Source organism: Micromonospora sp. NPDC000663, from assembly GCF_042898105.1.
GTDB lineage: Bacteria > Actinomycetota > Actinomycetes > Mycobacteriales > Micromonosporaceae > Micromonospora.
Window position 1 is genome coordinate 122,455 of sequence record NZ_JBIAYR010000002.1, and the last position, 22,847, is coordinate 145,301.

General features: G+C 72.8%; 23 protein-coding genes. 12 read left to right on the forward strand and 11 right to left on the reverse strand.

Going from position 1 to position 22,847, the window contains the following annotated elements:
- Nucleotides 1-3: 3 nt before the first annotated feature.
- Nucleotides 4-711, reverse strand: coding sequence for a hypothetical protein (locus ACFY1S_RS09170; protein WP_387114669.1), 708 nt, complete (start codon nt 709-711; stop codon nt 4-6).
- A 28-nt stretch (nt 712-739) separates the two neighbouring features.
- On the reverse strand, nt 740-3,301 hold the full coding sequence (locus tag ACFY1S_RS09175; protein ID WP_387114672.1) for an FtsK/SpoIIIE domain-containing protein: 2,562 nt from the start codon (nt 3,299-3,301) through the stop codon (nt 740-742).
- 194 nt (nt 3,302-3,495) lie between these two features.
- On the opposite strand from ACFY1S_RS09175, the gene ACFY1S_RS09180 reads away from it, so the two are divergent.
- Entirely contained in the window at nt 3,496-4,059 is a 564-nt protein-coding gene (locus ACFY1S_RS09180; RefSeq protein ID WP_387115977.1) for a hypothetical protein, read from the forward strand.
- Nucleotides 4,060-4,062: 3 nt separating this feature from the next.
- Here the strand turns inward: ACFY1S_RS09180 and ACFY1S_RS09185 are convergent, their stop codons facing one another.
- Genes ACFY1S_RS09185 through ACFY1S_RS09215 form a run of 7 tightly spaced genes read right to left on the reverse strand, consistent with a single transcriptional unit; the run spans nt 4,063 to nt 12,440 of the window.
- Nucleotides 4,063-4,662 carry a hypothetical protein gene (locus tag ACFY1S_RS09185; protein WP_387114675.1) on the reverse strand — a complete coding sequence of 200 codons (600 nt, stop codon included), beginning with the start codon at nt 4,660-4,662 and terminating at the stop codon, nt 4,063-4,065.
- Between the two features lie 13 nt (nt 4,663-4,675).
- Nucleotides 4,676-5,884, reverse strand: coding sequence for a M23 family metallopeptidase (locus tag ACFY1S_RS09190; RefSeq protein ID WP_387114677.1), 1,209 nt, complete (start codon nt 5,882-5,884; stop codon nt 4,676-4,678).
- Nucleotides 5,848-6,405 carry a hypothetical protein gene (locus tag ACFY1S_RS09195; RefSeq protein ID WP_387114680.1) on the reverse strand — a complete coding sequence of 186 codons (558 nt, stop codon included), beginning with the start codon at nt 6,403-6,405 and terminating at the stop codon, nt 5,848-5,850. Before ACFY1S_RS09195 ends, ACFY1S_RS09190 begins: the two co-directional genes overlap by 37 nt.
- Nucleotides 6,402-8,357, reverse strand: a complete 1,956-nt coding sequence (locus tag ACFY1S_RS09200; protein ID WP_387114683.1) for an MFS transporter — start codon at nt 8,355-8,357, stop codon at nt 6,402-6,404. Before ACFY1S_RS09200 ends, ACFY1S_RS09195 begins: the two co-directional genes overlap by 4 nt.
- Before the next feature lies 1 nt (nt 8,358).
- A complete protein-coding gene (locus ACFY1S_RS09205; RefSeq protein ID WP_387114686.1) occupies nt 8,359-11,700 on the reverse strand; it encodes an ATP-binding protein in 3,342 nt (1,113 codons plus the stop codon).
- Nucleotides 11,701-11,749: 49 nt separating this feature from the next.
- Complete coding sequence (locus ACFY1S_RS09210) at nt 11,750-12,112, reverse strand: hypothetical protein (RefSeq protein ID WP_139583242.1); 363 nt, start codon at nt 12,110-12,112, stop codon at nt 11,750-11,752.
- A 13-nt stretch (nt 12,113-12,125) separates the two neighbouring features.
- Entirely contained in the window at nt 12,126-12,440 is a 315-nt protein-coding gene (locus ACFY1S_RS09215; RefSeq protein ID WP_007466099.1) for a hypothetical protein, read from the reverse strand.
- A gap of 346 nt (nt 12,441-12,786) precedes the next feature.
- Here ACFY1S_RS09215 and folP point away from each other — a divergent pair, with 346 nt between their 5' ends.
- The 7 genes from folP to ACFY1S_RS09250 all read left to right on the forward strand — a co-directional run bounded on the left by folP (nt 12,787) and on the right by ACFY1S_RS09250 (nt 17,356).
- Nucleotides 12,787-13,653, forward strand: coding sequence for a dihydropteroate synthase (gene folP, locus ACFY1S_RS09220; protein WP_387114690.1), 867 nt, complete (start codon nt 12,787-12,789; stop codon nt 13,651-13,653).
- The gene (folB, locus tag ACFY1S_RS09225) at nt 13,650-14,018 is read left to right on the forward strand and encodes a dihydroneopterin aldolase (RefSeq protein ID WP_387114693.1); all 369 of its coding nucleotides are present in this window, start codon (nt 13,650-13,652) and stop codon (nt 14,016-14,018) included. The genes folP and folB overlap by 4 nt, the downstream gene beginning before the upstream one ends.
- Entirely contained in the window at nt 14,015-14,542 is a 528-nt protein-coding gene (gene folK / locus ACFY1S_RS09230) for a 2-amino-4-hydroxy-6-hydroxymethyldihydropteridine diphosphokinase (RefSeq protein ID WP_387114696.1), read from the forward strand. The genes folB and folK overlap by 4 nt, the downstream gene beginning before the upstream one ends.
- 19 nt (nt 14,543-14,561) lie before the next feature.
- Complete coding sequence (locus ACFY1S_RS09235; RefSeq protein WP_387114699.1) at nt 14,562-15,101, forward strand: DUF3180 domain-containing protein; 540 nt, start codon at nt 14,562-14,564, stop codon at nt 15,099-15,101.
- 120 nt (nt 15,102-15,221) lie between these two features.
- Complete coding sequence (locus ACFY1S_RS09240) at nt 15,222-16,439, forward strand: ABC transporter permease (protein WP_387114702.1); 1,218 nt, start codon at nt 15,222-15,224, stop codon at nt 16,437-16,439.
- A 51-nt stretch (nt 16,440-16,490) separates the two neighbouring features.
- On the forward strand, nt 16,491-16,799 hold the full coding sequence (locus ACFY1S_RS09245) for a hypothetical protein (protein ID WP_151488076.1): 309 nt from the start codon (nt 16,491-16,493) through the stop codon (nt 16,797-16,799).
- Nucleotides 16,800-16,852: 53 nt separating this feature from the next.
- Nucleotides 16,853-17,356, forward strand: coding sequence for a hypothetical protein (locus tag ACFY1S_RS09250; RefSeq protein WP_387114705.1), 504 nt, complete (start codon nt 16,853-16,855; stop codon nt 17,354-17,356).
- Between the two features lie 24 nt (nt 17,357-17,380).
- Here ACFY1S_RS09250 and ACFY1S_RS09255 read toward each other — a convergent pair whose 3' ends face one another.
- A complete protein-coding gene (locus ACFY1S_RS09255; protein ID WP_387114708.1) occupies nt 17,381-18,385 on the reverse strand; it encodes an ABC transporter ATP-binding protein in 1,005 nt (334 codons plus the stop codon).
- Between the two features lie 2 nt (nt 18,386-18,387).
- Between ACFY1S_RS09255 and ACFY1S_RS09260 the strand changes: the two genes are divergently transcribed.
- The 3 genes from ACFY1S_RS09260 to ACFY1S_RS09270 all read left to right on the forward strand — a co-directional run bounded on the left by ACFY1S_RS09260 (nt 18,388) and on the right by ACFY1S_RS09270 (nt 21,030).
- On the forward strand, nt 18,388-19,074 hold the full coding sequence (locus ACFY1S_RS09260) for an ABC transporter permease (RefSeq protein ID WP_387114711.1): 687 nt from the start codon (nt 18,388-18,390) through the stop codon (nt 19,072-19,074).
- Nucleotides 19,071-19,811, forward strand: coding sequence for an ABC transporter permease (locus ACFY1S_RS09265; protein WP_387114714.1), 741 nt, complete (start codon nt 19,071-19,073; stop codon nt 19,809-19,811). Before ACFY1S_RS09260 ends, ACFY1S_RS09265 begins: the two co-directional genes overlap by 4 nt.
- A 214-nt stretch (nt 19,812-20,025) precedes the next feature.
- Nucleotides 20,026-21,030 (forward strand): glycine betaine ABC transporter substrate-binding protein, encoded by a 1,005-nt coding sequence (locus ACFY1S_RS09270; RefSeq protein ID WP_387114717.1) that lies wholly within the window; start codon nt 20,026-20,028, stop codon nt 21,028-21,030.
- 142 nt (nt 21,031-21,172) lie between these two features.
- On the opposite strand, the gene ACFY1S_RS09275 is transcribed toward ACFY1S_RS09270, so the two are convergent.
- Complete coding sequence (locus tag ACFY1S_RS09275; RefSeq protein WP_387114720.1) at nt 21,173-21,922, reverse strand: hypothetical protein; 750 nt, start codon at nt 21,920-21,922, stop codon at nt 21,173-21,175.
- On the opposite strand from ACFY1S_RS09275, the gene ACFY1S_RS09280 reads away from it, so the two are divergent.
- Nucleotides 21,917-22,843 carry a hypothetical protein gene (locus ACFY1S_RS09280; protein WP_387114723.1) on the forward strand — a complete coding sequence of 309 codons (927 nt, stop codon included), beginning with the start codon at nt 21,917-21,919 and terminating at the stop codon, nt 22,841-22,843. The two genes, ACFY1S_RS09275 and ACFY1S_RS09280, sit on opposite strands and share 6 nt — an antisense overlap.
- Nucleotides 22,844-22,847: the final 4 nt, after the last annotated feature.

Consider the following 22,847-nt stretch of genomic DNA (forward strand, 5'->3'; position numbering starts at 1 on the left):
GGGTCAGCCGGCCAGCAGCGCCAGCAACAGGCCTGCCGTGACCAGCACCGCCGGCACCAGGCAGACCAACCCGCCGAAGCGAACCGTCCGGTCCAGACGCTCACCCGGCCCGGGCCGGAACACCCGCCCGATGGCCAGCCAGGCGACCACGAAGGCCACCGCCGGCATCGGCAGTCCGCAGATCAACGCCGCCACGCTCGCCGCGCCCGTCCCGGTCGCCGCGTACACCACGACCTGGATCAGCGGCACCAGCAGCGCCAGCGGCCCGTACACCAGGAGGTTCCGGGCCCTCGCCGGCCACGACCCCGGCCGGAAACGGCGCCGCGCGGCCAGCGCCGCGTCCGCCCCCTCCGCCCAGCCCCGCGCCGTCCGCAGCGTCGCCAGCACGGCCGCCGGGCCGCCCCCCATCGACCGGGCCGCCTCGCTCAGCTCCGGCGGCGACGGCACCAGCGAGATCGCCGGTACGCCCAGCTCCCGCAGCCGCTCCTGCTGGCTCGCCAGCCCGGTACGGACAAGCGTCAGCTCCTCCCGGGCCGCCTCCGCCGACCGTGCCTGCTCACCGGCGGCAGCCGCCGCGCCGCGGCGTACCCCGTCCAACTGCCGCGCGGCCGCCAGGTACTCCGACCAGGCAGCGGTGGGATCCCCGTCGGTCCCGTTCGACCCGGCGGTACGCTGCCGCCCCGGCCCTGTCACCGTCGCGTTCGGACCCACACCGACACCCTCCCCGCCTGCCACCGGATCACCCGGCCTCGTCGGCGAACGGCACAAGCACCGTGCCCCGCTCGTCCGGGCCGTCCCAGAGCACCGCCCGGTCCGGGCGGCCCCGCCACTCCACGGGCCGGCCGAAGACGGCGGAGAGCTGCGCCGACGGCACGTCCAGCACTGCCACCGCGGCCAGCTTGTCCACCTCGCCGTCCGGCTCCAACAACGCGGCGAACGGCGGCACCGCGCGCCACCAACCCAACAGGTGCCGACCAGCCGGCGGGCCGTCCCGCAGCAGGGCGCGCAGCCGGTCCACGGGCAACTCCCGCGGCCCCGGCCGGTCCAGCCCGAAGACCACCAGATAGGTCGGCAGGTCGGAATCCACGTCCCCGAGCACCGTCGGCAGGTCCACCATGCTTGCCGGATGCCGGGCGGCCAGCTCGGCGGTCAACGCCTCCGCCAGCGGCCGGGCACCCGGATCCGGTGCCGCCACCAGGAAACGGGCCGTGCCCGGCGGGTGGTGGACCGCCGTGCTGCGGGCCGCCGTCGCCAGCAAACCGCCCGCCGCCGGACCCGAACCCAGCACCGCCAGGTTGCGCCCCGCCGCCGGCCCCAGCGGTACGGAAACCGTCGAGCGCGCCACATCCACAGCCCGGCCCAGCAGAGCGGCAGGCCCCCGCGCCTGCCCCGCCGCCGCCGACCGGAACCGCGGATCGTTCCCCAGCAGCGGCCGGGCGTACCCGGCGAAGACAACAGGCGGCGCCGAACCGGCGGGCCGCGCCTCCCACAGCTCGTGACGCAGCTGCTCCACCACCTCCGGGTGGTCCTGCGGGTCGGGATGCCTGATCAACCGCTCGTGACCGCGGATCGCACCACGCGGACCACCCAGCCCACCTGCCGTGTTCACCACCGCGCTGCCCACCGGCAGGCCGGCGGCCGAATCATTCGTCGGCTCCAACACCGGGCTGCCACCCGGCAGCGCAACACGCACCGGAAACTGCCCCAGCACCGAATCCCGTTGCCCGGCGTCCGCCCGGGCCGACAATCCCAACTCACCCGCGCCGGCCAGCACCATATGCACACCCCAGGCCCGACCGGCCCGCGCCAACCCGTCCACCTGGGCGGCCACCTCGGCGGACAGCCGGTCCCGTTCGGCGAAGAGCAGCGGCACATTGTCCACCACACAGACGATCCGGGACAGCGGCCGGTGCTCGCGCAACTCGGCGAAGCGCTGACCACCGGCACGCCCACCCGCCTCCGCCCGGCGCCGTACCTCAGCCGTCAACTGGTCCAGCAGATCCCGGACGTACTCCCGGTCGGCGGCCATCGCCGCCGCGCGCACCTGCGGAACCCACGACCGGTCCCGCTCGGTCTGCAGAAACTCCACGAACGACTCGCCCTCGCCCAGATCCACCAGGTAGAGCGCCAGGTCATCCGGACCGTACCGGGCCGTCAGACCGAGTAACGCGGTGGTCAGGAAAGCCGCGCGCCCCCCGCCGGACCGGCCGCTGACCAGCCAGTGCGGAGTCAGCTCGGTGAAGCCCAACGACACCTGCCGCCCTCCGGCGTCCCCGACCGAGGTCGTCAACCCGTTCGCCGGATCAGACTCCCAGAGCCGGTCACCGGTCTCCGGCAGCAACTCCGCCAAACCCAGCCGGGAACCCGCCTCCACCTGCGCGGCGAGCCGTCGACACACCGCGTCCACCAGGTCGGCGGGCGGATCCGCCTCGACGAAGACCGGCGAGTTCAGGCCACCCGGCTGTTCGGCACCCGGGCCGGCGAACGACGCCCCCGGCGGGTCACCCAGCAGCGCGTACGCGTTGCGCAGCGCCAACGGCGTCGCGTGCGGCAGCGGTCCCCGAGCCGCGTACGGCCCCGCGGGCGGCCAACCCGCCACCACCAGATGCAACCCGGCCGACGGCCCCTGCTCGGCCAACGCCTCGATCCGCGCCAGATCGGTGGGCCCGGTCAACTCCGGCAGCGCGGCAACCACCAGCAGCAACGTACGGTCGTGGCGTCGACGCCCGCTCGCACCCGGAGTCACCCACTGCTCCGCCTCGGTCAACACCGCGCGCAGGCCCGCCACATCCACCGCCGGCGGCGGCAACAGACCGGCGTCGGCGAGCGCCCCGAACGGGGCCAGCGCATCACCCGTGGCGTCCACCGCCCGCACCAGCAGCGCACCGGCCGGGGCCGCACCCAGCGACCGCAGCAGCACCGCCCGGAGCAGCCCCGCCACCCGAGGCTCCCGCGCGTCGACGTCCACACTCAGATGACCCGTGCCCACCAGCGGCACCAGCGCCGGGAAGCGGGCATCGTCCAACGGCGCCGCCGTACCCACCCGGACGAAGAGAGGCGGACCATCACCCGCCGGAGAATCCACAGCGAGCGAATCCAGAGCAGCCCCCGACCAGCCCGGAGCCAACCGCGCCGCGACCGCCCGCAGCCGGTCCGCAGCCTCGTACTGGCGGCGCTGATCGGCAGGGGCCGGGCGGGTCTCATCCAGGATGCCGGCGGCGGCCGTCGCCACAGCCGCAGCCCGGCGGTGCAGAGCTGCGGCGCGGTTCGTACGAGCCTTCGGACCGGCCACCGCGTCCACCCCCTCTAGCCGAGGTTGGCAACCCCTCCCGAGCAGAGACGGTATCCCAGCCGAGGCCGCTCCTCCGGGAGGTACCGCGGCGGTGCGCCGGTGTTGTCGTGGATCTCACCGGTGGGGAGGGGTCCGTCACGATCCGCTGGATCTGAGGCATTGGCTCCGGAGCCTCCAGCCGATAACGTCAGGAGGTGGAATCAGTGCAGCCCCCCGCCGGTTCCCAGGTCTCCCGCGTACCGGCCCAGCGGACGCCGTCCGAGCAGCTGCCGCCGGCGCCGGCCGCGCCGGCCCCGCAAACGCCGCGCCGGCGGATGCGGACAGTGCTCATCGTGGTCGGCGGGGTGCTCGCCCTGCTTGGCGTCGGCGCGGCCATCACCGTCTACGTCCTCTACGACCGCGCCACGACACCGGACCGCAGCGCGCCCGACGTGGTGGTGGACAACTACCTGCGTGCATTCCTCGTGGACCGTAACGACACTCGGGCAGAGCTGTTCACGTGTGAGACCGGGGCGCAATTGGAGCCTGTGAAGAGTCTCCGGGCTGAGGTCGAGGATCGTGAGTCGAAGTTCGGCGTCAATGTCCGAGTCAGTTGGGGGCCGTTGACTCGGACGCCGTCAGGCATGGGTGAGTCCGTTGCCACAACGTTGACCATCGCCGGTTCTGCTGATGGCGTGCCCAGAAGCAGCCGTCGAGAGGACTGGGTTTTCGACGTGATCGAGGACGGCGACGGGTGGCGAGTTTGCGGCGGCGTGAAGGCTGCCTGACGATCACTCGATCCAGAGTAGATGGACCGGCACCTCCAGGGTCGTGGGTGACTGGCCGCGCCAGGCCCAGCGGTACCACTCCACCTCCGGTGTGATCCGGACGCAGATGTCCCCCTCGGCGCCCGAGTAGGTCTCGGTGACAGCTCGCAGGTCACGATGCTCCCGGGTGCCCTCGACGTGCACCACCCGTCGCCCGGTCACCGCATCGGCTTCGAAGACAGGGGTGGGAGACGGGTGCGTCGGACCGTCCAGCGAGACGAGCCGGATGCCGTGGGTTCGGATGGTCTCCTGCCCTGGCCGGTCACCGACGGTCTCCACCCAGACCCGCTCCACCGGTACCAGCGGCGCGAACACTTCGACCTGTTCGGCCTCGGCTCGATACCACTCGTGTTCGGGGATCACCGGCACGTAGGTGCGCGCGCCCTGCACCACGCGGTCGTCGGCGCGCAGGTCGCCCCTCCAGCCCAGCCCGGGCAGTCCGACCAGCACCCGCTGCCCACGCAGTTCCACCCGTTCGGTGGCGGGAACGATGGTGAGCGGACGGGGTGGCTGGGGTGCCCAGTCAGGTTGGTCGGCGAACGGGTCCGGCAGCGGTCCGGTCATGCCTGTGGTGACCTCATGCCGGACGGCGCAGCGGGGCGCCCCGGTCGCGCATGAACGGAACCGGGTTCACGGCACCGGACGCGCTGCGGTCGCTGCGCTGGTGCACCTCGAAGTGCAGGTGCGGCCCCGAAGAGTTGCCGCTACTACCCACCTGACCGATCACCTCGCCGGCCGTGACCATTTGCCCCTTGTGAACGCGGGGCTGGACGACCATGTGGCAGTACCGCGTGATGTACCCACCCGCGTGCAGCAGGTCGACGAACCAACCGCAGCCACCCTTGCCAGGAAATCCGTCCACATTGCAGCTCTCCCGGCCACGTTTGTCCGGGTCGCACTTGGCCACCAGTACTCGACCGGTTGCTGCCGCGCGGATATCGGTGCCTTTGGCCGCACCGATGTCGACCCCATCGTGCCCGGGTCGACTTGTGGTCCGGAAGCCGGAGCCGACGTTTCCCGAGATCGGTGCTGTCCAGCCTGAAGCGGCGATCTGTCCCTGCTCCGCTGCGTCGCACACCGCCTTGCCATTGATTTCGACGGTACGGGCCGCGCCGCCAGACAAAGCGTTCACGATGCGGCTGGCCAGTTCCTCGTGCTTGGCGTAGGCGTCCGGGTAGGCGCTGATCTGGACCCGTTGGGCGACGGCCGTCAGGGGTAGACGCTGCCAGCCCTGCACACCGACGAGTTTCTCGTAGAACTTGCGGGCCGCATACGCGGGGTTCAGCCGCTCGGCGACCGAGCCCCACCCCGGCCGTTGCTGGAATAGGCCCAGCGAGTCGTGGTCGGCGCCGACGCCCTCGTGCGGTAGGGCCAGCGATGCGGGCACGCCGCTGTTCGCCAGGTTGCGCAGGGCGGACTCCTGCATCGCGGTGGCCAGGGCGATCACCCAGCCGCGAGAGGGCACCCCCATGTCCTGACCGACCTTGATGATGATCGCGGCATTGCGGATCTGCGCGTCGCCGTACTCGCTGAACCGCGGAAGGTCGCCCGTGAGGTTCACCGGTCGGACCGGGCCGCATCCCAGGGCCGCCAGGTCGTCCCCGTCCTTTGCCTCATCGCCGCCGAGCCCCGTGAGGAAGAACGCCGCGGTGCCTCCGGTGCAGCACAGCAGGAGCAGCAACCCGGTGAGCGCCGCGGCGATCACGCCGATTCGTAGCGGCGGGCGGCGGACGGCACCAGCAACGTCGTTCACGGCCTCTCCCAGTCCACCACGTCGACGAGCCATCCCCCATCGGAGGCGACGAGTTCCAACCGGAGTTGCCCGGCATCGAGGGGAAGCAGCATCTCCACGAACGAGTCGGTCCGCTCCCGCATGCTCGGGGGTCCGGCGACCTTCTCGGCCGGCACAGTTGCTGGCTCGGCACCGTCCAACTTCTCGATCAGGGTCGGGGTGGAGAGCGGCCGCATTCCGGCCTGCCACTCTTCGGCGGTCATCCCGGGGCGGCCGAGCCAGGCGGTGGCGAAGCGTTCGGCGGTCTGCTCGGGTGTTCGGGCGCCGGACCGGGTCACCGGCGACGGTGGTGTCTCGGTGGAGAGCACACCGTCGTCGCCGGCCGTCGGGTCCACTGTGGTGATCGGCTGGTTCGGCCTGCTGCTCAGCCCGTCGGCGGGGTTGGTCGAGCCGGAGACGAGCCGCGCCGTCCCGATCACGCCGAGGACCAGGACCGCGATGACCAGTGCCACTCCCAGCCGAGACCGCAGAGCCCGGGTGAAGAGGAACTCCAGTGCCCGTCGCATCGCCGTCACCGTGCCTCTGAGCGCACCCGAGGTCCGGTGCGATCCGGTGTCCGCTCGGACGAGCCCGGCCGGTAGACCACGAACGACGGGTTCTCGGCAGGTACGTCCGGCTCTGTCCAGGTCGCCGGCTGCCGTCGGCGAGGTTGGGGCGGCACCGAACCACGTCGGCCGCCGGACTGCTCCGCTGGCGCATCGTCCACGCGTTCCCGCCCGTCCGGCCGCCCGGCATCGGCGCGACCCCCACCGACAGGGGCGTTCGGCGACGGGGCCGGGTCCTCCCGCCGCGCCTCCGGACGTAGCCGGGTCTGCTCCGCGTCCGATGACCGGCGACGACCGCCCACGGGTTCGGCGGTGCCTCCGGGTTCCACCACATCGAGGCGTGCCGCGACCCGCATGTCCCGGAAGAACCGACGGTGCCAGGACCCGGCCGAACTGACCGCCTCGCTGCTGTCCTTGCCGCCCAGTTGGGTGATCCGCCGGTACGGTCGCAGCAGCAGCCAGCCAACCACCCCGCACAGCCAGACCAGCACTACCTGGAGCCAGCCCGGCAGGGCGGGGGTACTCATGATCAGGTCGACCGCGAACAGGTAGATGGCGGCGCCGGTACCGAAGATGGCGATGTTGAAGACCGCGGCCACCACCGCGTTCGCCAACCGTCGCAGCCCTGCGCTGGCCGGCCGGAGAAGCCCGATGGTGCCCAGAATGGGTGCCGCGATCACCGCCCACCGGAAGATCAAGAAGCCCAACAGGACCAGCACCGAAGCGGTCAGGTCGAACATGGCGAAGAGCACGGCCGCGAGCACCGCGATGAACCCGGAGCCGATCCGGTCCATGTCGCGGCTGCCCGTCAGAAACTCGTACGCCTCCGGGTCCTCGGCCTTGATCTGCTCCGCAACAGTCATCCACTGCTGCTGCTTGGCCTTGATCGTCCCAGGACGGGTGGCCGGGTTGGCGCGAAGCTTCTCCGACTCCTCCCAGGAGAACGTCTTGGCGTCATACAGGGCGGGGCCGTACTTACGGGCCGTCTCGCTGTCGGCCGAGCCGAGTACGCCGCGTAGCCAGTTGCGGTAGAGCATGGATTCGGTGGCGGTGTCGCTGGCCCGTACAGCCGGCGGCCGGTTGTCCTTGCAAGCTGCGGGGTTCGGATCGTCGCACTGATCCGGCGGGGTGTCCCGGGAAGCCGGACCTATCGCGTCGTGCACGACACCGAGCGAGGTGATCAGAGTGCCGTCGGCGATGTTCGCCGACTTGACCGGCCAGGCGGCAAGCGCCGTGACCGCCACCATCACCAGCAGCGCCCAGCCGGCAGTCGTCATCGCGTTGCTCATGTCCGACTGGCGGGAGCGCCAGAGGAGGTAGAGGCCCACTACGCACAGCGTGATGATCCCGAAGACGCTGAACACCTTCTGGTAGACGGCCTTGGTGGCCTTCTCCACAAGCGGGTCGGCCCAACTCCACATCGTCCGGGGATCCCAGGCCCGCTCCCGCAGAGCGTTCGAGGCACCCACGACCGCGGTGGCCATCATGAGCTCACCGTTGGCGACAGTGGTGGTGAACTTGTAATCGGGATGGAGGATCGCGGAGGCACATCCGCCATCCACGTCATAGGTGTTGTAGCTGTAGCCGCCGTACCCGTAGTCGCTGTAGAGGCCCTTCGGCCCGGGCTGCTTCGACGATTCGGGGCGGGAGGCGAACCAGCCGGCCAGGCCCGAGTCCGGGGCGGACGGCACGGGCGGCTTGCGGCAATCGATCTCGGTGTCGCTCACCTGCTTCAGCTTCTTGACGCAGGTGCGGAAGTCGGCCTGCCACTCCGGGGTCGTGCAGAGGTCGGCGCGGGCCTGGGCAGCCGGCGGCGCGGCGGAGGCCGCCTCCGCCCCGACCAACGGCCAGGCGACGCTGGCCCCGGCCAGTACGCCGAGGGCGAGCAGGAACGACGCGATCCGTGCCCGGGCCCTCGCCATGTCACGCCTCCAGATCCGGCAGGGGGATGCTCGGCAGCACTCCGGCCGCTGCGGCGATCGCGGCGGGCGTCGTGTCGAGGTGGTCCAGCAGTCCGTCGACGTACGAGACGTCGACCCGGACCTTCTGCACCCGGCCGTCGACGTCGCGCATCACGAACTCGCGGAAGCCGAGCCGGTTGGCCGAGTTGGTGTCGGCGGCGGAGAGGGAGGCCAGGGTGGCCTCGTACCCGTCGTTCACCGGTACCCGTAGCAGCCGCAGCGCCTCGGAGGCGATCTCGGCGTCCTCGGCGATCCGGCCGACGAAGACTGTGGAGACCAGGTTCTGTACGTCGAGGCCGAGGATGTCGCGGGGGTTCTGCGAGGCGACCAGCGCGGCGAGGTTCCACTTGCGGGAGTCCCGGGCGAGCCGGACGAGGAACGAGCGGCCGGAGCGCCAGCCCTCCATGAAGTGCGCCTCGTCGAGACCGACGAGCTTGCGGGAGGACATCGAGCCGCCGTAGCAGCGGCGGACGGCGAGCCGGTGCGCGGTGTGCAGCATCGGCAGGGCGAGGGCCTCCTCGGCGGACCAGTACTCGCGTTCGATCTTGAGGTCGGGCAACCGCAGCCCGGCCATGGTGATCACGGTGAGCGCCGCGTCGGCCCCGAGCAGGCCTTCCGGTGGCCGGCCGAAGAAGAGCATGGCCAGCGGCATCTCGGCCGTGTCGAGCAGCAGGTTGGCCAGTTCCTTGCCGGCGTCGTCGTCGAGGCGTCCGAGGCAGCTCACCACGTCGTCGAGGGTGGAGGTCTCCTCGGCGGGCACCTGGCGGACGGCGTGCCGGAACAGGGTGGCGGTGGACGCCTCGCGGGCCACCTGCGGCGGCACCAGCATCATGCAGATGTCCTGGACGAGCATCCGTCGTTCGGCCCGCGCGTTGGAGACCGCGATCTCGAACTCCCGGTCGCCTGCGGCGCCGATGCCGAACTCGCTGCGCAGTGGCGTCGGGATGAGCGAGTAGGGCGCGAGCGTGCCGTGCTCCGAGCCGGTCAGGTTCAACACCCGGGAGTACGGCCGCAGCTCGGGCATGGCACAGAGCCGGGCCAGTGGACCGGACGGGTCGAGCAGGGTCACCTGGACGCCCCGCCGCGCGGCGAGGTAGCCCAGCGCGCCGAGCAGTGTCGACTTGCCACCACCCGGCTCGGCGACGAAGACCGCGAGCCCGGAGCGTTCCCGCACCTCCATGGGGAAGTGCAGGTCCAGGAAGACGGGTCGACGGCAGGTGCCGGCGGTCCGACCGATCAGGTCGCCCCGCCTGTCGCCCACGTTGGACGCGGCCTGGGGGAGTGCGGCGGCGAGCAGCGGGACCGGCATCCGGCGGACGTAGCCGGTGTTGGCGATCGGTTCGCCGGGGATGAACTCGCGGGCCAGCCAGTCCTGGTTCTTCGGGTGCTGGAGTGAGATGCGCAGCTCGCGGGAGTAGAGCTGGATGAGGCGACGGGCCCGCTCGAGGCACTCTTCCCTGGTCCGGCCGCCGACCGCGATGCGGTGCCAGCCGTGGGCACGGGCCGAGTCGACGGGCAGACCGGTGGTCATCTCGTCGCCGATCACCAGTGCCCGCTTGGCCAGGCGTTCCAGCTCGGGCGGTGCGTCGATGCCGTGCTCTGCGTAGTCGAGCTGCTGGGAGCGGATCATCCGCAGCCGGTGTTCCAGATTGCGGAAGGAGTCGCCGGAGCCGAGGATGTCGACCCGGGTGGAGATCTCCATGGGCCAGGGGAGCCGCTCGTGGAAGTGCAGCCAGGGCTCGTGCCGTTCCGGGATCTCCAGCGGCTCCATCCGGCCGACGGCGAGTACGGCGACGTGCCGCTCCTCGCCCGTCATCCGGTTGACCAGCTTGACCGTCGAGCCGTACGGGGTGCGGTACCGCTCGACCTGTTCGGTGAGCGCGAGCAGGTCACCGCGTTCCCACTGCCCGTCGGTCACCGGAGAGAGGGTGCCCGGGGGTGCCATGCACAGTGCCACGGAGCGGTAGAGCAGCCATTCCAACTCCTGCGCGGTGACCCGGCGGCCCCGCATGCCGAAGGCACCGAGCACCTCGTCGAACTGTTCAACGGTGCGACCAAGCTTGCGGCGTTCGCCGTCGGCGGTGCCCCGGCCGAAGGTGCGCAGGAGCCGTTCGGTGAGGGAGTCTCCAAGGGACCGGCGGGCGAACGTGACGCCCAGGTAGGTCTGTCCCTCGGCGTGGTTGACGGCCATCAGGTGTCGCTGGGCGGCGACGAGGTGGTCGGCCCATCCGGCGGTGCCTGGCACGTCGGGCAGCGGCGACGCGGTGTGCGCGTCGATGGTGCGCGCCCACTCGTCGGCGGGGAACGGCCGTGTGGTGCGGCGCAGGTGCAGCCGGAAGCCGGCGAGGCCGGCGTACTGCTCGGAGATCGCCGACAGCAGCGCCTCGCGTTCGGCGTCCGGTCGGAACGCCCAGCGCACCTCGGGCAGCCAGTACCAGGCGGTGACCGTGTTCGGGGTGAAGGTCAGGTGGCCGGCGATCTCGGTGATGGCCAGTTCGACAGACGGGTCCCGATCCCCGAATTTGATTTTCGGGGCGCGTACCCGGGTCGGTCGGACGGGTCGGTCCTGCCGGCTCGCGGCGCGTTGCCGCGGCGCGACGATCTCCTTGCCGGCGGCCTTGGGTCGCTGCGGGCCGTCGGCGCGGCGCGGCGCGCGTTCCAGGGCGGGGCGGTCCTCAAGTGCGGTGTCGGCCGGTCGTTCCGTCGGGGTGGGCGGCCGCTCGACCGGCGCGACAGGCCGGTTGGTAGGTGCAACAGTCGGACGGCCGGCTGCCGGGTCGAGATCGCTCGCCGGGTGCGCCATCGGCAGCCGGTCACCCGCCTGGTGCGGCACCCGGGACTCGATGGCGGGGTGGGTCTCCGCCCGTCGCGGCTCGGCGGGCGGCCGACGGTGGACGCTGGACCGGTCGTCCGGGGTCCACGGCGGCTCCAGCTCGGGAGCCGGGCGGGCCGGCGCGACGGCTGGCGGTTGCTGCGGGATCGCCGGCTGCTCCCGGGTGGCGGGGCCGGCCGGAATGGCTCGTTGGCCGCCCGGTCGCGCGCCGCCGAACAGGTCCAGGAAGGGCGAGTCGATGTCGGCGTTCTCGCCGGCCGTCACTGCGGTGGGCTCGGCGGGGGGCGTACGACGGGACACCGGCCGGGGCGCCTGGAAGACGCCTACCGCTCCGTGCCCGGGTGAGGTCACCAGCGCGGGGTCGAGCGCCACCTCGTCCTCGTCTTCGGTGTAGTCGAACGACTGCGCACGGTGACCTGCCGGTGCGCCCGGGCGGCCGGCCGGGGAACCCGGCGTGGAAGCGCGGCTCATGCGATCGCCCCACCCTTGTCGTACGACTGACCGCTCGGTGTACGCCCGGTCATGCCAGCTCCTCCCGGATCCTGATCCGGCTGCCGACCAGGCGCGGGTCGCGCTGCTCGACGGCCGGCTCCCGGGTGCGTCGCCAGTCGGTGAGCGCGGTGCGGATGACCACCCGCGCCGGCCGGTCCGGGTCGACGTGCCGGAAGATGAACGACGTGGTCACGATGGCCAGTGCGATCTCCCAGGCTGGGAAGAGCTCGACCGTGAACGTGAACAGCCAGTGGATGAACATGTAGAGGGGGACGAGCAGCATGAAAAGCCCGTACTGGGCGTACGGCAGGTGAACCGGAAGGGTGTAGCCGGGCGGCCCGAGGTAGACCAGGCGTGCCCGGTAGATGTCGTCGTCGGTGCGCAGCCGCATCTGGTGACCGCGCCTATTCGAAGATCAGGTCGATCAGGTAATCGCCGACGAAGAAGAGTGTTGCCGCGCCGGCGATGAACGCCAGCCCGACGATGGCGATCGCGGAGCTGGTGAGCACCTTGGAAATCTCGCCCCGGCTGGCACGCCCGATGAAGATGACGCCCAGGACGGCCAGCAGGATCGGTGCGATCTTGCTGGCGAAGAAGGTGACCACACCGCTGGTGTCGATCCCCTTCGGAGCCGGCTCGGCGAGCGGAGCCGACGCCAGGGTGGAGAGCGCGTGGGCGACGCCTGACGACGCCGTCTCCATGAGCTCGAAGGCGATCACTGGAACCTCCCCATAGCGCGGCCGGCGGTGCCGCGGCGGTGCAATAGGCAGACCTGGCGGGAAAATGTGCTCGCAGGGCGCAGCGTTCACGACCCTGTGTTCGTTACTCACCACGGAGAGTGGCGAGGTTTGGGCGGTTTTCCCCCGCTTCGGCCCTCCCTCCACGCTTCGCCATCTCGATGCTGGCCAATTCCAAAGCGTACGGGCCGCCCCGGATTGCGACAAGCCGCGAACGGGATGCCCGATGCTGCCCGGATGACCGATCGTACACCTGTTCTAACGAGCACGTCAGGGAGGGTTGCCCCGGGTCGCGGGAGGCCGCCACCGCGACCGGTACCGTCTAGTCGTGACCGATCTGGTGCGGGCTCCGGTCCCGGTGGTGATGGGCGTCCTCAACGTCACGCCGGACTCCTTCTCCGACGGCGGACGGTACGCCGACCTCGACGCGGCCGTCGGACACGGCGTCCGTCTGCGCGACGCCGGAGCGCACCTGGTGGACGTCGGCGGCGAGTCGACCCGCCCGGGCGCCGAGCGGATCGACGCGGCGACCGAGGCGGACCGGGTGCTGCCGGTCATCCGCGCGCTCACCGCCGCCGGGGTGCCGGTCAGCATCGACACCAGCCGCGCCCGGGTGGCGGAGGCCGCCCTCGAGACCGGCGCGGTGGTGGTCAACGACGTCTCCGGCGGCCTGGCCGACCCCGACATGGCCCGGGTGGTCCGCGACGCCGGCTGCCCGTGGGTGCTCATGCACTGGCGGGGTCACTCCAGGCAGATGCGCGAGCTGGCCAGCTACGGCGACGTGGTGGCCGACGTGCGGACCGAGCTGTCCGAGCGGATCGACGCGGCGTTGGCCGCCGGCGTGGCCGCCGACCGCATCGTCATCGACCCCGGCCTCGGCTTCGCCAAGACGGCCGCGCACAACTGGGAGCTCAGCGCCCGGCTGCCGGAGCTGCTGGACCTCGGGTACCCGCTGCTCTTCGGCGCCAGCCGCAAGTCGTACCTCGGCCGGCTGCTCGCCGCCGCGGACGGCACGCCGCGGCCCACCGCGCAGCGGGAGGCGGCCACCGTCGCCACAAGCCTGCTCGCGGTGGCGGCGGGCGCCTGGGGGGTACGCGTGCACGACGTCCGCGCCACCACCGACGCGTTGGCCGTCTGGGCAGCGACCGGCAGTCCGCGCCTGACGGCCGGACCGGAACGAGAGGGGCGGCGATGACGACCGACCGGATCCAGCTGGCCGGCCTGCGGGCGCACGGCCGGCACGGCGTGTACGACTTCGAACGGGCGCAGGGGCAGGACTTCGTCGTCGACGCCGTCCTGGAGATGGACCTCGGCCCGGCCGCCGCCAGCGACGACGTCGCCGCCACCGTGCACTACGGCGAGCTGGCCGAACGGCTGGTCGCGGTGATCACCGGTGAGCCGGTCAACCTCATCGAGACCCTGGCGGACCGGCTGCTCGCGGTATGCCTGGCCGACGAGCGGGTCGACGCCGCCACGGTCACCGTGCACAAGCCGGAGGCGCCGGTGCCACACACCTTCACCGACGTGGCGGTCACCATGACCCGGACGCGTTCCCGATGACGCGCGCCGTCCTGTCCCTCGGCAGCAACCTGGGCGACCGTCTGGAGCACCTGCGGACGGCCGTCGCCACGCTCGGGGACGCCGTGCGTGTGGTGTCCGGGGTGTACGAGACTCCACCGTGGGGTGACGCCGACCAGCCCGCGTACCTCAATGCGGTGCTGCTGGCCGAGGACCGGACCGCGACGCCGCGCGACTGGCTGGAGCGGGCGCGGGTCGCGGAGCTGGCGGCCGGCCGGGTCCGTGACCCGTTGCGGCGGTTCGGGCCGCGCACCCTCGACGTGGACGTGATCGCCGTCTGGGGCGACGACGACGAGCCGGTGCTCAGTGACGACCCCGAGCTGACCCTGCCGCACCCCCGGGCGCACCTGCGGGCGTTCGTGCTGCGACCGTGGATCGACATCCAGCCGTACGGGCGGCTGCCCGGTCACGGCTGGCTGACCGACCTGCTCACCAGCGGCCCGCCCGCGGACGACGTGCTGGATCTGCGTGCCCGGCCGGAGTTGGCGTTAGAGTCGACCGCATGACCGAGTGGAGCCGGCCGGCATGACGCAGGCGAAGTCCCCACCACCGGGCGGGTCGGGCCCCGACCGGTCGCGGATGGGTCCCACCCGGATCTCGAGCCTTGTCGTCGCCGCCCTGGCCGCCGCTGCCGTGGCCTGGCTGTTGATCAGCAGCCTGTACTACAGCGGCATCCCACGGCTGCCCTGGCTGCCCGTCGTGACGCTTGCCGCGCTCGCCGTGCTGGAGGCGTACGCCGCCGTCAACACCCGTGGTCGGATCGAGCGCAAACCCGGCCGAGACCCGGTCAACCCGCTGATGGTCGCCCGGTTCGTGGTGCTGGCCAAGGCGTCGGCGCTGGCCGCCGCCATCTTCGCCGGCTTCTACGCGGGATTGACCGGCTGGCTCTTCGTCGAGAACACCCGGGCGGCAACGGAGGACCGGCCGGCCGCCGCCGGTGGTCTGCTGGCCTCGCTGGCGCTGGTCGGCGCCGCGCTCTGGCTGGAACGCTCCTGCCGGGTGCCGGAGCGCCCGGACGACGAGCGCGAGCCCGACCAGCGCGAGAGCCGCCCCGGCCAGCGCTGACCAGGGGGTTACGCCCGGCTCCCGGGCGCGGGTACGGTGCCTGCGATCGGAGAGCGATGGCCGCCCACGATCCGTCCGCGCGCCGGACCGGAGGCGGCCGGCCACTGGGGAGGCGGCGTCATGGGGTACGAAGAAGCGGACCGGGACCGGTCGGCCGAGCCCTCGTCCGGGGTGCCCGCCGCCGTACTGGAGAGCGTCTTCGACGACCCCACCCACGGCGAACCGGGCCGGGACCGGGTGGGTGTGCACGTGTGGTGGGAGTTTCTCCTGGTGGCCGGCCTGGTCGCGCTGGGCTGGCTGCTGTGGCAGGAGGACTCGGGCGCCCTGCGCGCCGACAACCTGCGCACGTTGCTCGTCGACGCGGTCGGGCTCGGACTCCTCGCCCTCGCGGCCGGGCTGAGCCTGCGGACCGCAGCCCCGAACCTGGCCGTCGGGCCGGTGGCGATCGCGGCCGCCCTGCACTACGCCGAGCAGGGCGATCGGGGCCTGGCGGCGTCCGTCGGCCCGGCCGTCGCGGTCGCCGCGCTGGGCGGGCTCGCGCTGGCGTTGGTGGTGGTGGTGCTGCACGTGCCGGCCTGGGCGGCAAGCCTGGCCGGTGCGGCAGGCGTCGTGGTGTTCATCGAACGCCGTTCGACGGCGGTGCTGGTGCAGGGCGACTACGACCCCGGGCGGACGGCCGGCTTCCTCTTCGCCGGGTTCGCGGCGGTGGCGGTCCTCGGCGGGCTGTTCGGCACGATCCGGCCGATCCGCCGCCTGGTCGGCAGGTACCGACCGGTCACCGATCCGGCCCGCCGCCGGGGTGTGCTGGCCGCCGTGGTCGCGGCCGTCGCGCTGATCGGCTCGACCGTGCTGGCCGCGCTCGGCGGCGTGCTGATCGCCGCGAACGGCCCCGGCCCGGTCACCCCCGGCACCGGACTGGACTGGACCGTGCTGGCCCTCGGGGTGGCGCTGCTCGGCGGCACCAGCGCGTTCGGCCGCCGGGGCGGGGTGTTCGGCACCCTGCTGGCGGTCAGTCTGGTCACCGTCGTGCGGGAGTACGCGCCGGAGCGGGGCTGGACGCTGAGCACCTGGGCGGTGGGCGGCGCGGCGGTGGGCGTCGGGTTGCTTGTCACCCGTCTGGTCGAGACGTTCGGTCGCCCCCGGACGGGTGTCGTCCCCGACCGGCCCGAGCCGGTCGCCGACGGCACGATCAGCACGGGCTGGGCCATACCGCAGTCGCAGTCGGTGGCCAACTGGCCGCCGACTCTTCCGACGCCTGCCGGGCCGCAGCCGACCGACCCGTGGCGGGAGCCGCGGTGGGAGGACAGCCCGCGCCGGTGGGACGCCGACGAGCGGTGAGCCGTGTCGCGTCGCCGCGCCGGAGCTGATCTCGCCCGTTAGGCTCGGCGCATGACCGACTCACCTGCCGCCACCCCCGGCGGAACCTCGTTCGAGGCACTCGACGCGCTGTCCACCGAGGAGTTGCGGGAACGGGCGTTCGCCCTGGCCCGGGAGCGTCGCGACGTGGGCTTCTACTGGTCGGTGCTGCGGCACCTGCCGAACGCGGACGAGGCGACGGTGCTGGACGGCGCACCCAACTCCATCGGCCCGACGATCGACGAGGCGAACGCCCTGTGGCGGGAGCTGACCGGGCACGGCTACGAGGAGTCGGCGCCGCTGCTGCGGGCCGCCTTCATCGACTACCTGATGAAGCACTGAGCCGTTCGGGGCAGCCCAGGTCCACCCGGCAGAGCGGCACCGGGCCTGGGCGGATGACATCGTTCTTTCACCGGTCCGGCCCGGTGAGCAGGTACGGAACGGCCGCCGGCACCGGCGCGCTCGCCGTGCTGCTGGTGGTGGGCATCTGCGGCAGTCCGGCGTACACCGGTTGGGCCGCCACCCAGACCGACCCGGATTCGGGAGTCGCCTTCTACCTGCGTGTGCTCGCCTGGCCGGCCTGGCGGCTGGACGCGGACGGACAGGCCGGCGGGTTGTTCGCCGCCGACCTGCGGGCCGTGGCGCTCGTGGTCCTCGCGGTGGCGCTGCTCTATCTGCTGCCCGCCGCGCAGGTCGCCCGGGTGCCGGGCTCGGTCAGCCAGTTCTTCTCCGGCTGGGCCGCGTACGTGCTGGCCGGCGGGCTCGCCGCCGTGCTTGCGGCGCTGCTCGGCCCCGACCCGTCGCTGCTGCGGGCGTTGCAGGAGGCCAGCGCCGGAGCCGGCTACGGCTTCCTCGCCGGCTGGATCATCGGCACCGCCAGCCTCGGCGGTCGCGCCTGAGCCACACCGGCACGGCGGGACGGCTCAGCCCGTCGTCCGGCCGAGGTCGAGCAGACGCTGCCGGGTGAGCGCCCCGACGGGTCGACCGTCGTCGGTCACCACGAGCCGGTCCCGGCCCGAGGTGAGCAGGACCGCCAACGCGTCGTACGCGGAGCCGTCCAGCGGCACGGTGGGCAGGTCCGTGGCGGTGTCACCGGCCAGCGGGTCCAGCGACTCCCGGTCCAGGGGGGTGACCACCAGCCGGCGGATGCCCCGGTCGGCGCCGACGAACTCGCGTACGAACGGCGTGGCGGGCGCGCCGAGCAGGGCGGCCGGGGTGTCGTACTGCTCCAGGTGACCGCCCTGGGACAGCACCGCGATCCGGTCGCCGAGCCGTACGGCCTCGTCGAGGTCGTGGGTGACGAGCACGATCGTCTTGCGGACCTCGGCCTGGAGTCGGAGGAACTCCTCCTGGAGGCGGGACCTGACGATCGGGTCGACGGCCGAGAACGGCTCGTCCATCAGCAGCACCACCGGGTCGGCGGCGAGCGCGCGGGCCACCCCCACCCGCTGCCGCTGGCCGCCCGACAGCTCGTGTGGGTAGCGGCCGCCGAACTGGGCCGGGTCCAGTCCCACCAGGTCGAGCAGCTCGTCGACCCGGGTGCGGGTGCGGTCCCGGGACCAGCGCAGCAGGCCGGGCACGGTGGCCACGTTCGCGCGGACGGTCTGGTGTGGAAAGAGGCCGACGTTCTGGATCACGTAGCCGATCCGGCGGCGCAGCCGAACCGGGTCGACGTCGGTGACGTCCTCGTCGCCGAGCATGATCCGGCCGGCGGTCGGCTCGATCAGTCGGTTGATCATGCGCAGCACCGTCGACTTGCCGCAGCCGGACGGGCCGATCAGGACCACCAGCTCGCCGGCCCGGACGTCGAGGCTCAGCTCCCGGACGGCCTCGGTGCCGTTCGGGTAGCGCTTCTGGATGCCGTGCAGGGAGATCGACGCCGCGCGAGGGGAGCCGGCCGGGCCGGGGGCCTCCGGGGTAACGTCCACGTATGTCCTTCCGCCTGAGCTACCGGGCCGACCCGGGTAACCCCTGGTTCTCCTGGCAGTACGTGCGGGACAACTCTGACACGATCCTCGCCGCGCTGCGCGAACACGCCTCCCTCACCGGGCGGGCGGTGCTGATCGCGGTGCTGATCGCCCTCCCGTTGTCGGTGCTGGCGTACTGGGTCCGGCCGCTCGCCGGTCCGATCCTCGCGGTCAGCGGGGTGGTCTACACGATCCCGTCGTTGGCGCTCTTCGCGTTCATCGCACCGTACCTGGGCACCGGGACGACCACGGTGCTGGTCGGGCTGGTCCTCTACGCGCTGCTGCTGATCGTCCGCAATGTGGTGGCCGGGCTCAACCAGGTGCCGCCGGAGGTCGGTGAAGCCGCCGAGGGCATGGGCTACGGCAGGTGGCGGCGGCTGTTCCGGATCGACCTGCCGTTGGCCGTGCCGGGCATCGTGACCGGCCTGCGGCTGGCGACCGTCTCCACTGTGGCGTTGGTCACGGTGGGCGTGCTGGTCGGACACGGCGGCCTCGGGCAGCTGATCTTCGCGGGCTTCCAGAACAACCTCTACAAGGCCGAGATCATGACGGGTTCGGTGCTCTGCGTGGCGCTCGCCGTCGTCCTCGACCTGCTGCTCGTCCTGGTCGCCCGGCTGGTGACCCCGTGGACTGCGAGGAGGGCACGGTGACCGCAGCGGCGAACCCGGTGAGCGAGGCGGTGCTCTGGCTCAACGACCCGCTGAACTGGACGAACCCCGGCGGGATGCTGGACCGGCTCGGCGAGCACCTCACCATCTCGGCTCTGGCGGTGGCGCTCGGCTGCCTGGTGGCGTGGCCGCTCGGGCTGTGGCTGGGGCACACCGGACGGGGCGGCGGTCTGGTGGTGCTGGTGTCCAACGCCACCCTCGCCATTCCGACGCTGGCGCTGCTGACCATCCTCCCGGTGGTCTTCGCCAGCGGCTTCGGGCGTACGCCTGTGGTGGTGGCGCTCGCCGTGTTCGCCGTACCGCCGCTGTTGGCCAACGCGTACACGGGTGTGCGTCAGGCGGACCCGGAGGCCCGCGACGCCGCCCGGGGGATGGGTCTGTCCGGCGGGCAGGTGCTGCGGCGGGTGGAGCTGCCGCTCGCCGTGCCCTATCTGGCGGCCGGTTTCCGGACCGCCGCCGTGCAGGTGATCGCGACCGCCGCGCTTGCCTCGTTCGTCAACGGCGGCGGCCTCGGCGAGATCATCCGGACCGGGTTCGGCCTGGGTATCGCCGGCGGCGGCGGTCAGATCCTGGCCGGAGGCGTGCTGGTGGCCGCGCTCGCCCTGCTGGCCGAGGTCGTCCTCGGTGTTGTCGAGCGGCTGGTCACGCCCCGCCCGCTGCGGCGTGGGCGGCAGCGGACGGGCCAGCCGCGGCCCGCCGACGCCACCGGCCGCGCCTGAGTCGGGCCCGCTGCTCCGTCCGGGTGAGCCGGCAGCGATCAGCCGAACGCCGGTCGCGCGGTCGGTGACGATGAGGTGACGAAGTCCATCTCAGGTTGTCGGTCCGTTCCGGAGGATGTTGGGTGGACATTCGCGGGCGACCAACAGCCAGGATCGCCCGTCGGACACGCGGCCGGCCCGGAACGGGCCGCGCCGGGACACGGAAGGCGGGCACATGCGCGCACGTACACGTCTCGCGATCGGCGTCGTCGGCGTCGTCGCCGGGGCAGCGCTCCTCACCGGTTGCGGTGACGCCGGTTCGTCAGGCACCGACGCGCCCCAGCAGAGCGCCTCCGGCGCCGGGTGCGCCCCGGTCAAGGGCGAGCAGCTCATCGCCCTTCAGGACGACAAGAAGCTCCAGAACTCCGACAACGTCATCCCCGCGGTCAACAGCAAGGTGGCCAACCCGCAGCTGATCGCGGCACTCGACAAGGTCTCGGCGACGCTCGACACGCCGAAGCTCATCCTGCTCAACAAGGCAGTGAACGACGAGCGGAAGACCCCGAAGGTGGCCGCCGAGGAGTTCGCCAGCGCCAACAATCTCACCGCGGGCATCGCCAAGGGCCCGGGCGGCGACATCACCGTGGGCGCCGGCAACTTCGCCGAGAGCCAGATCCTGGGCGAGCTGTACCGGATCGCGCTCACCGCTGCGGGCTACCAGGTCAAGGTGCAGCAGATCGGCAACCGGGAGCTGTACGAGCCGGCCCTGGAGAAGGGCGAGGTCCAGGTCGTCCCGGAGTACGCGGCGACGATGGCCGAGTTCCTGAACACCAAGGCCAACGGCCCGAACGCCCAGCCGGTCTCCTCGCCGGACATCAACACGACGGTGACCGCCCTCAAGGCCGAGGGCGACAAGGTGGGCATCACCTTCGGCGCCCCGGCCGCCGCGCAGGACCAGAACGCCTTCGCGGTGACCCAGGCCTTCGCCGACAAGTACGGCGTCCGCACGCTCTCCGAGCTGGCCGCGAAGTGCTCCGGCAGCGCGACGGTGCTGGGTGGCCCGCCCGAGTGCCAGCAGCGCCCGTTCTGCAAGCCGGGCCTGGAGAAGACGTACGGGCTGTCGGTGGGCTCGTTCTCCTCGCTGGACCAGGGTGGCCCGCTGACCAAGAGCGCGCTGCGCGACGGTTCGATAAGCGTGGGCCTGATCTTCTCCTCGGACAGCGCGTTCGCCACCAGCTGACCCCTTCGCCGCCGCGCTGACGGACGCCCCCGCCCGCATCCGGGTGGGGGCGTCCGCGCGTGTCGGTGACCCGTTCCCTCTGCTGGGGATCCTCGGTAGGCTGCACAGCCATGCCAGCCCCGGTCACCCCCGACGCCCGGCGTCAACCGCGCCTGCTGACCATGCTCTTCTGGGCGGGTGTGGGCCTCGCCCCGGTGGCGGCGCTGATCCTGCTGGTCGCCGACGGCAACACTCCGCTGCGTTTCGCGGCGGTGCTCGCCATCGTGGCGGTCGTGCTGATCGGCCTGTCCATCGCGCTGCGGCCCGACGGTGACGCGGCACGGGCCGACGAACTGCTTGACGAGATCGAGGAACTGCGCCGGGAGTTGCGGGCCGAGATCGTGGCGCCGCGCAGCGCGGCAACCAGGCGCTGGACCAGGCGCAGCGGGCGCAGGAGGGCATCACAGCGGTCCGTCGCCGCCTCGACGCCAGCAGTGCCGCGCTCGCCGGCGCGGCACCCGATGCCGCCGGTGCGGGGCGGGCGCGGGCGCAGGCCGCCGACCCGGTCGACGACGCGCCGGCCGGCCGGGCGTCGGTGCCGGCTGACGTTCCGGCCGCCCGCAGCCGGGTGCCCGGGGAGGTTCCCGCTGGCCGGGGCCGGGTGTCCGGTCCGGAGGACGCCGCCCGCTGGGGCCGCGCCGAGCACGCCGACGAGGACGAACCGGCGTACCCGCGGGCGACCGCCGAGCCGCCGCCTGCCGGGGTGTACGGCGCCGAGCAGCCCCGCGCCGGGGTGTACGGAGGCGAACGCCCCGCCGCCGCCCGGTACGGATCGGCCCGCCCTCGTGAGCACGACCGGCCCGAGCCGGGGCACCGACCGGCCGGCGTTGTCCGGCACACCGAGACGGTGCACGTCACCACCAGGCACACAGTGGTGGACGGTGGGCCGCCGGAGACCGCCACCCGGTACGGCGGCGGGTACGCGGGCCAGTGGACCCCGCCGGCGCAGGAGTGGACCCGGGGCGGCGGCGCGGACGAGCGCCCCCGCCCGGCGGAGCGTCCGCGTGGTGAGGCAGAGGACCGGCAGTGGGCCGGCTACCCCGACGACAGGCCGGGTCGGGGCGCCGACCGGGAGGTACCCGACGTCGACGCCGAGCCCGGTTGGCGGGCCCGGCGCGACGAGCCGCAGTGGACCGGTCCACGGGACGCGTACGTCCCCGCCGACGAGCCGGCCCGGGGCTTTCGGGAGCAGCGTGACGAGCGCGGGTGGTCGGAGCGGCGCGAGCCCGACCGGGGGAGCGCCGCGCCGCGGTCCGGGCCGCCGCTGCGCGCCGACGACACAGGCGAGTTCTGGTCACAGATGCGGGCCGGTGACCGCTGGGCGGCCGTCCGCGACGACGAGCACGGCCGTGAACTGCACGTCGGGGAACGCCGGGCCGAGGTGCACGCCGACCCCGCCGGCACCGAGTACCGGATGGCCGACCGCTGGGCCTCCGTCCGCCACGAGGAGCCGCGCCGCCACGAGGAGCCGCGCCGCCACGAGGAGCCGCGCCGTCACGAGGACGCCCGCCGTCATCGGGAGCCGAGCCGGCAGGACGACGCCGACTGGTACGCCGAACGCGAGTCGTACCACCCGGACGAGCCGGCGGGCCGGCCGGCACTGCCGGTGGGTGGCGTGCCGGTGCCGGACGAGTGGCGTCCACCTCGCCAGCGGGGTGACCAGGCGGAGCCGGAACGGGTCGGCCGGCGCCGGGTCGAGGAGCGGTACGGCTACCCGCCGCCTGACGACGTGCCGCGCGCCGGCGGCGCCCCGCCCGGCGAACGCTGGCGCTGAGGCG

Bases quoted from the DNA above. Each gene is read 5' to 3' on its own strand.
- ACFY1S_RS09185 (WP_387114675.1), bottom strand. From the start codon at position 4,662: ATGACCGGACCGCTGCCGGACCCGTTCGCCGACCAACCTGACTGGGCA.
- ACFY1S_RS09190 (WP_387114677.1), bottom strand. From the start codon at position 5,884: ATGGCTCGTCGACGTGGTGGACTGGGAGAGGCCGTGAACGACGTTGCT.
- ACFY1S_RS09200 (WP_387114683.1), bottom strand. From the start codon at position 8,357: ATGGCGAGGGCCCGGGCACGGATCGCGTCGTTCCTGCTCGCCCTCGGC.
- ACFY1S_RS09205 (WP_387114686.1), bottom strand. From the start codon at position 11,700: ATGAGCCGCGCTTCCACGCCGGGTTCCCCGGCCGGCCGCCCGGGCGCA.
- ACFY1S_RS09210 (WP_139583242.1), bottom strand. From the start codon at position 12,112: ATGCGGCTGCGCACCGACGACGACATCTACCGGGCACGCCTGGTCTAC.
- folB (WP_387114693.1), top strand. From the start codon at position 13,650: ATGACGACCGACCGGATCCAGCTGGCCGGCCTGCGGGCGCACGGCCGG.
- folK (WP_387114696.1), top strand. From the start codon at position 14,015: ATGACGCGCGCCGTCCTGTCCCTCGGCAGCAACCTGGGCGACCGTCTG.
- ACFY1S_RS09235 (WP_387114699.1), top strand. From the start codon at position 14,562: ATGACGCAGGCGAAGTCCCCACCACCGGGCGGGTCGGGCCCCGACCGG.
- ACFY1S_RS09240 (WP_387114702.1), top strand. From the start codon at position 15,222: ATGGGGTACGAAGAAGCGGACCGGGACCGGTCGGCCGAGCCCTCGTCC.
- ACFY1S_RS09245 (WP_151488076.1), top strand. From the start codon at position 16,491: ATGACCGACTCACCTGCCGCCACCCCCGGCGGAACCTCGTTCGAGGCA.
- ACFY1S_RS09250 (WP_387114705.1), top strand. From the start codon at position 16,853: ATGACATCGTTCTTTCACCGGTCCGGCCCGGTGAGCAGGTACGGAACG.
- ACFY1S_RS09260 (WP_387114711.1), top strand. From the start codon at position 18,388: ATGTCCTTCCGCCTGAGCTACCGGGCCGACCCGGGTAACCCCTGGTTC.
- ACFY1S_RS09270 (WP_387114717.1), top strand. From the start codon at position 20,026: ATGCGCGCACGTACACGTCTCGCGATCGGCGTCGTCGGCGTCGTCGCC.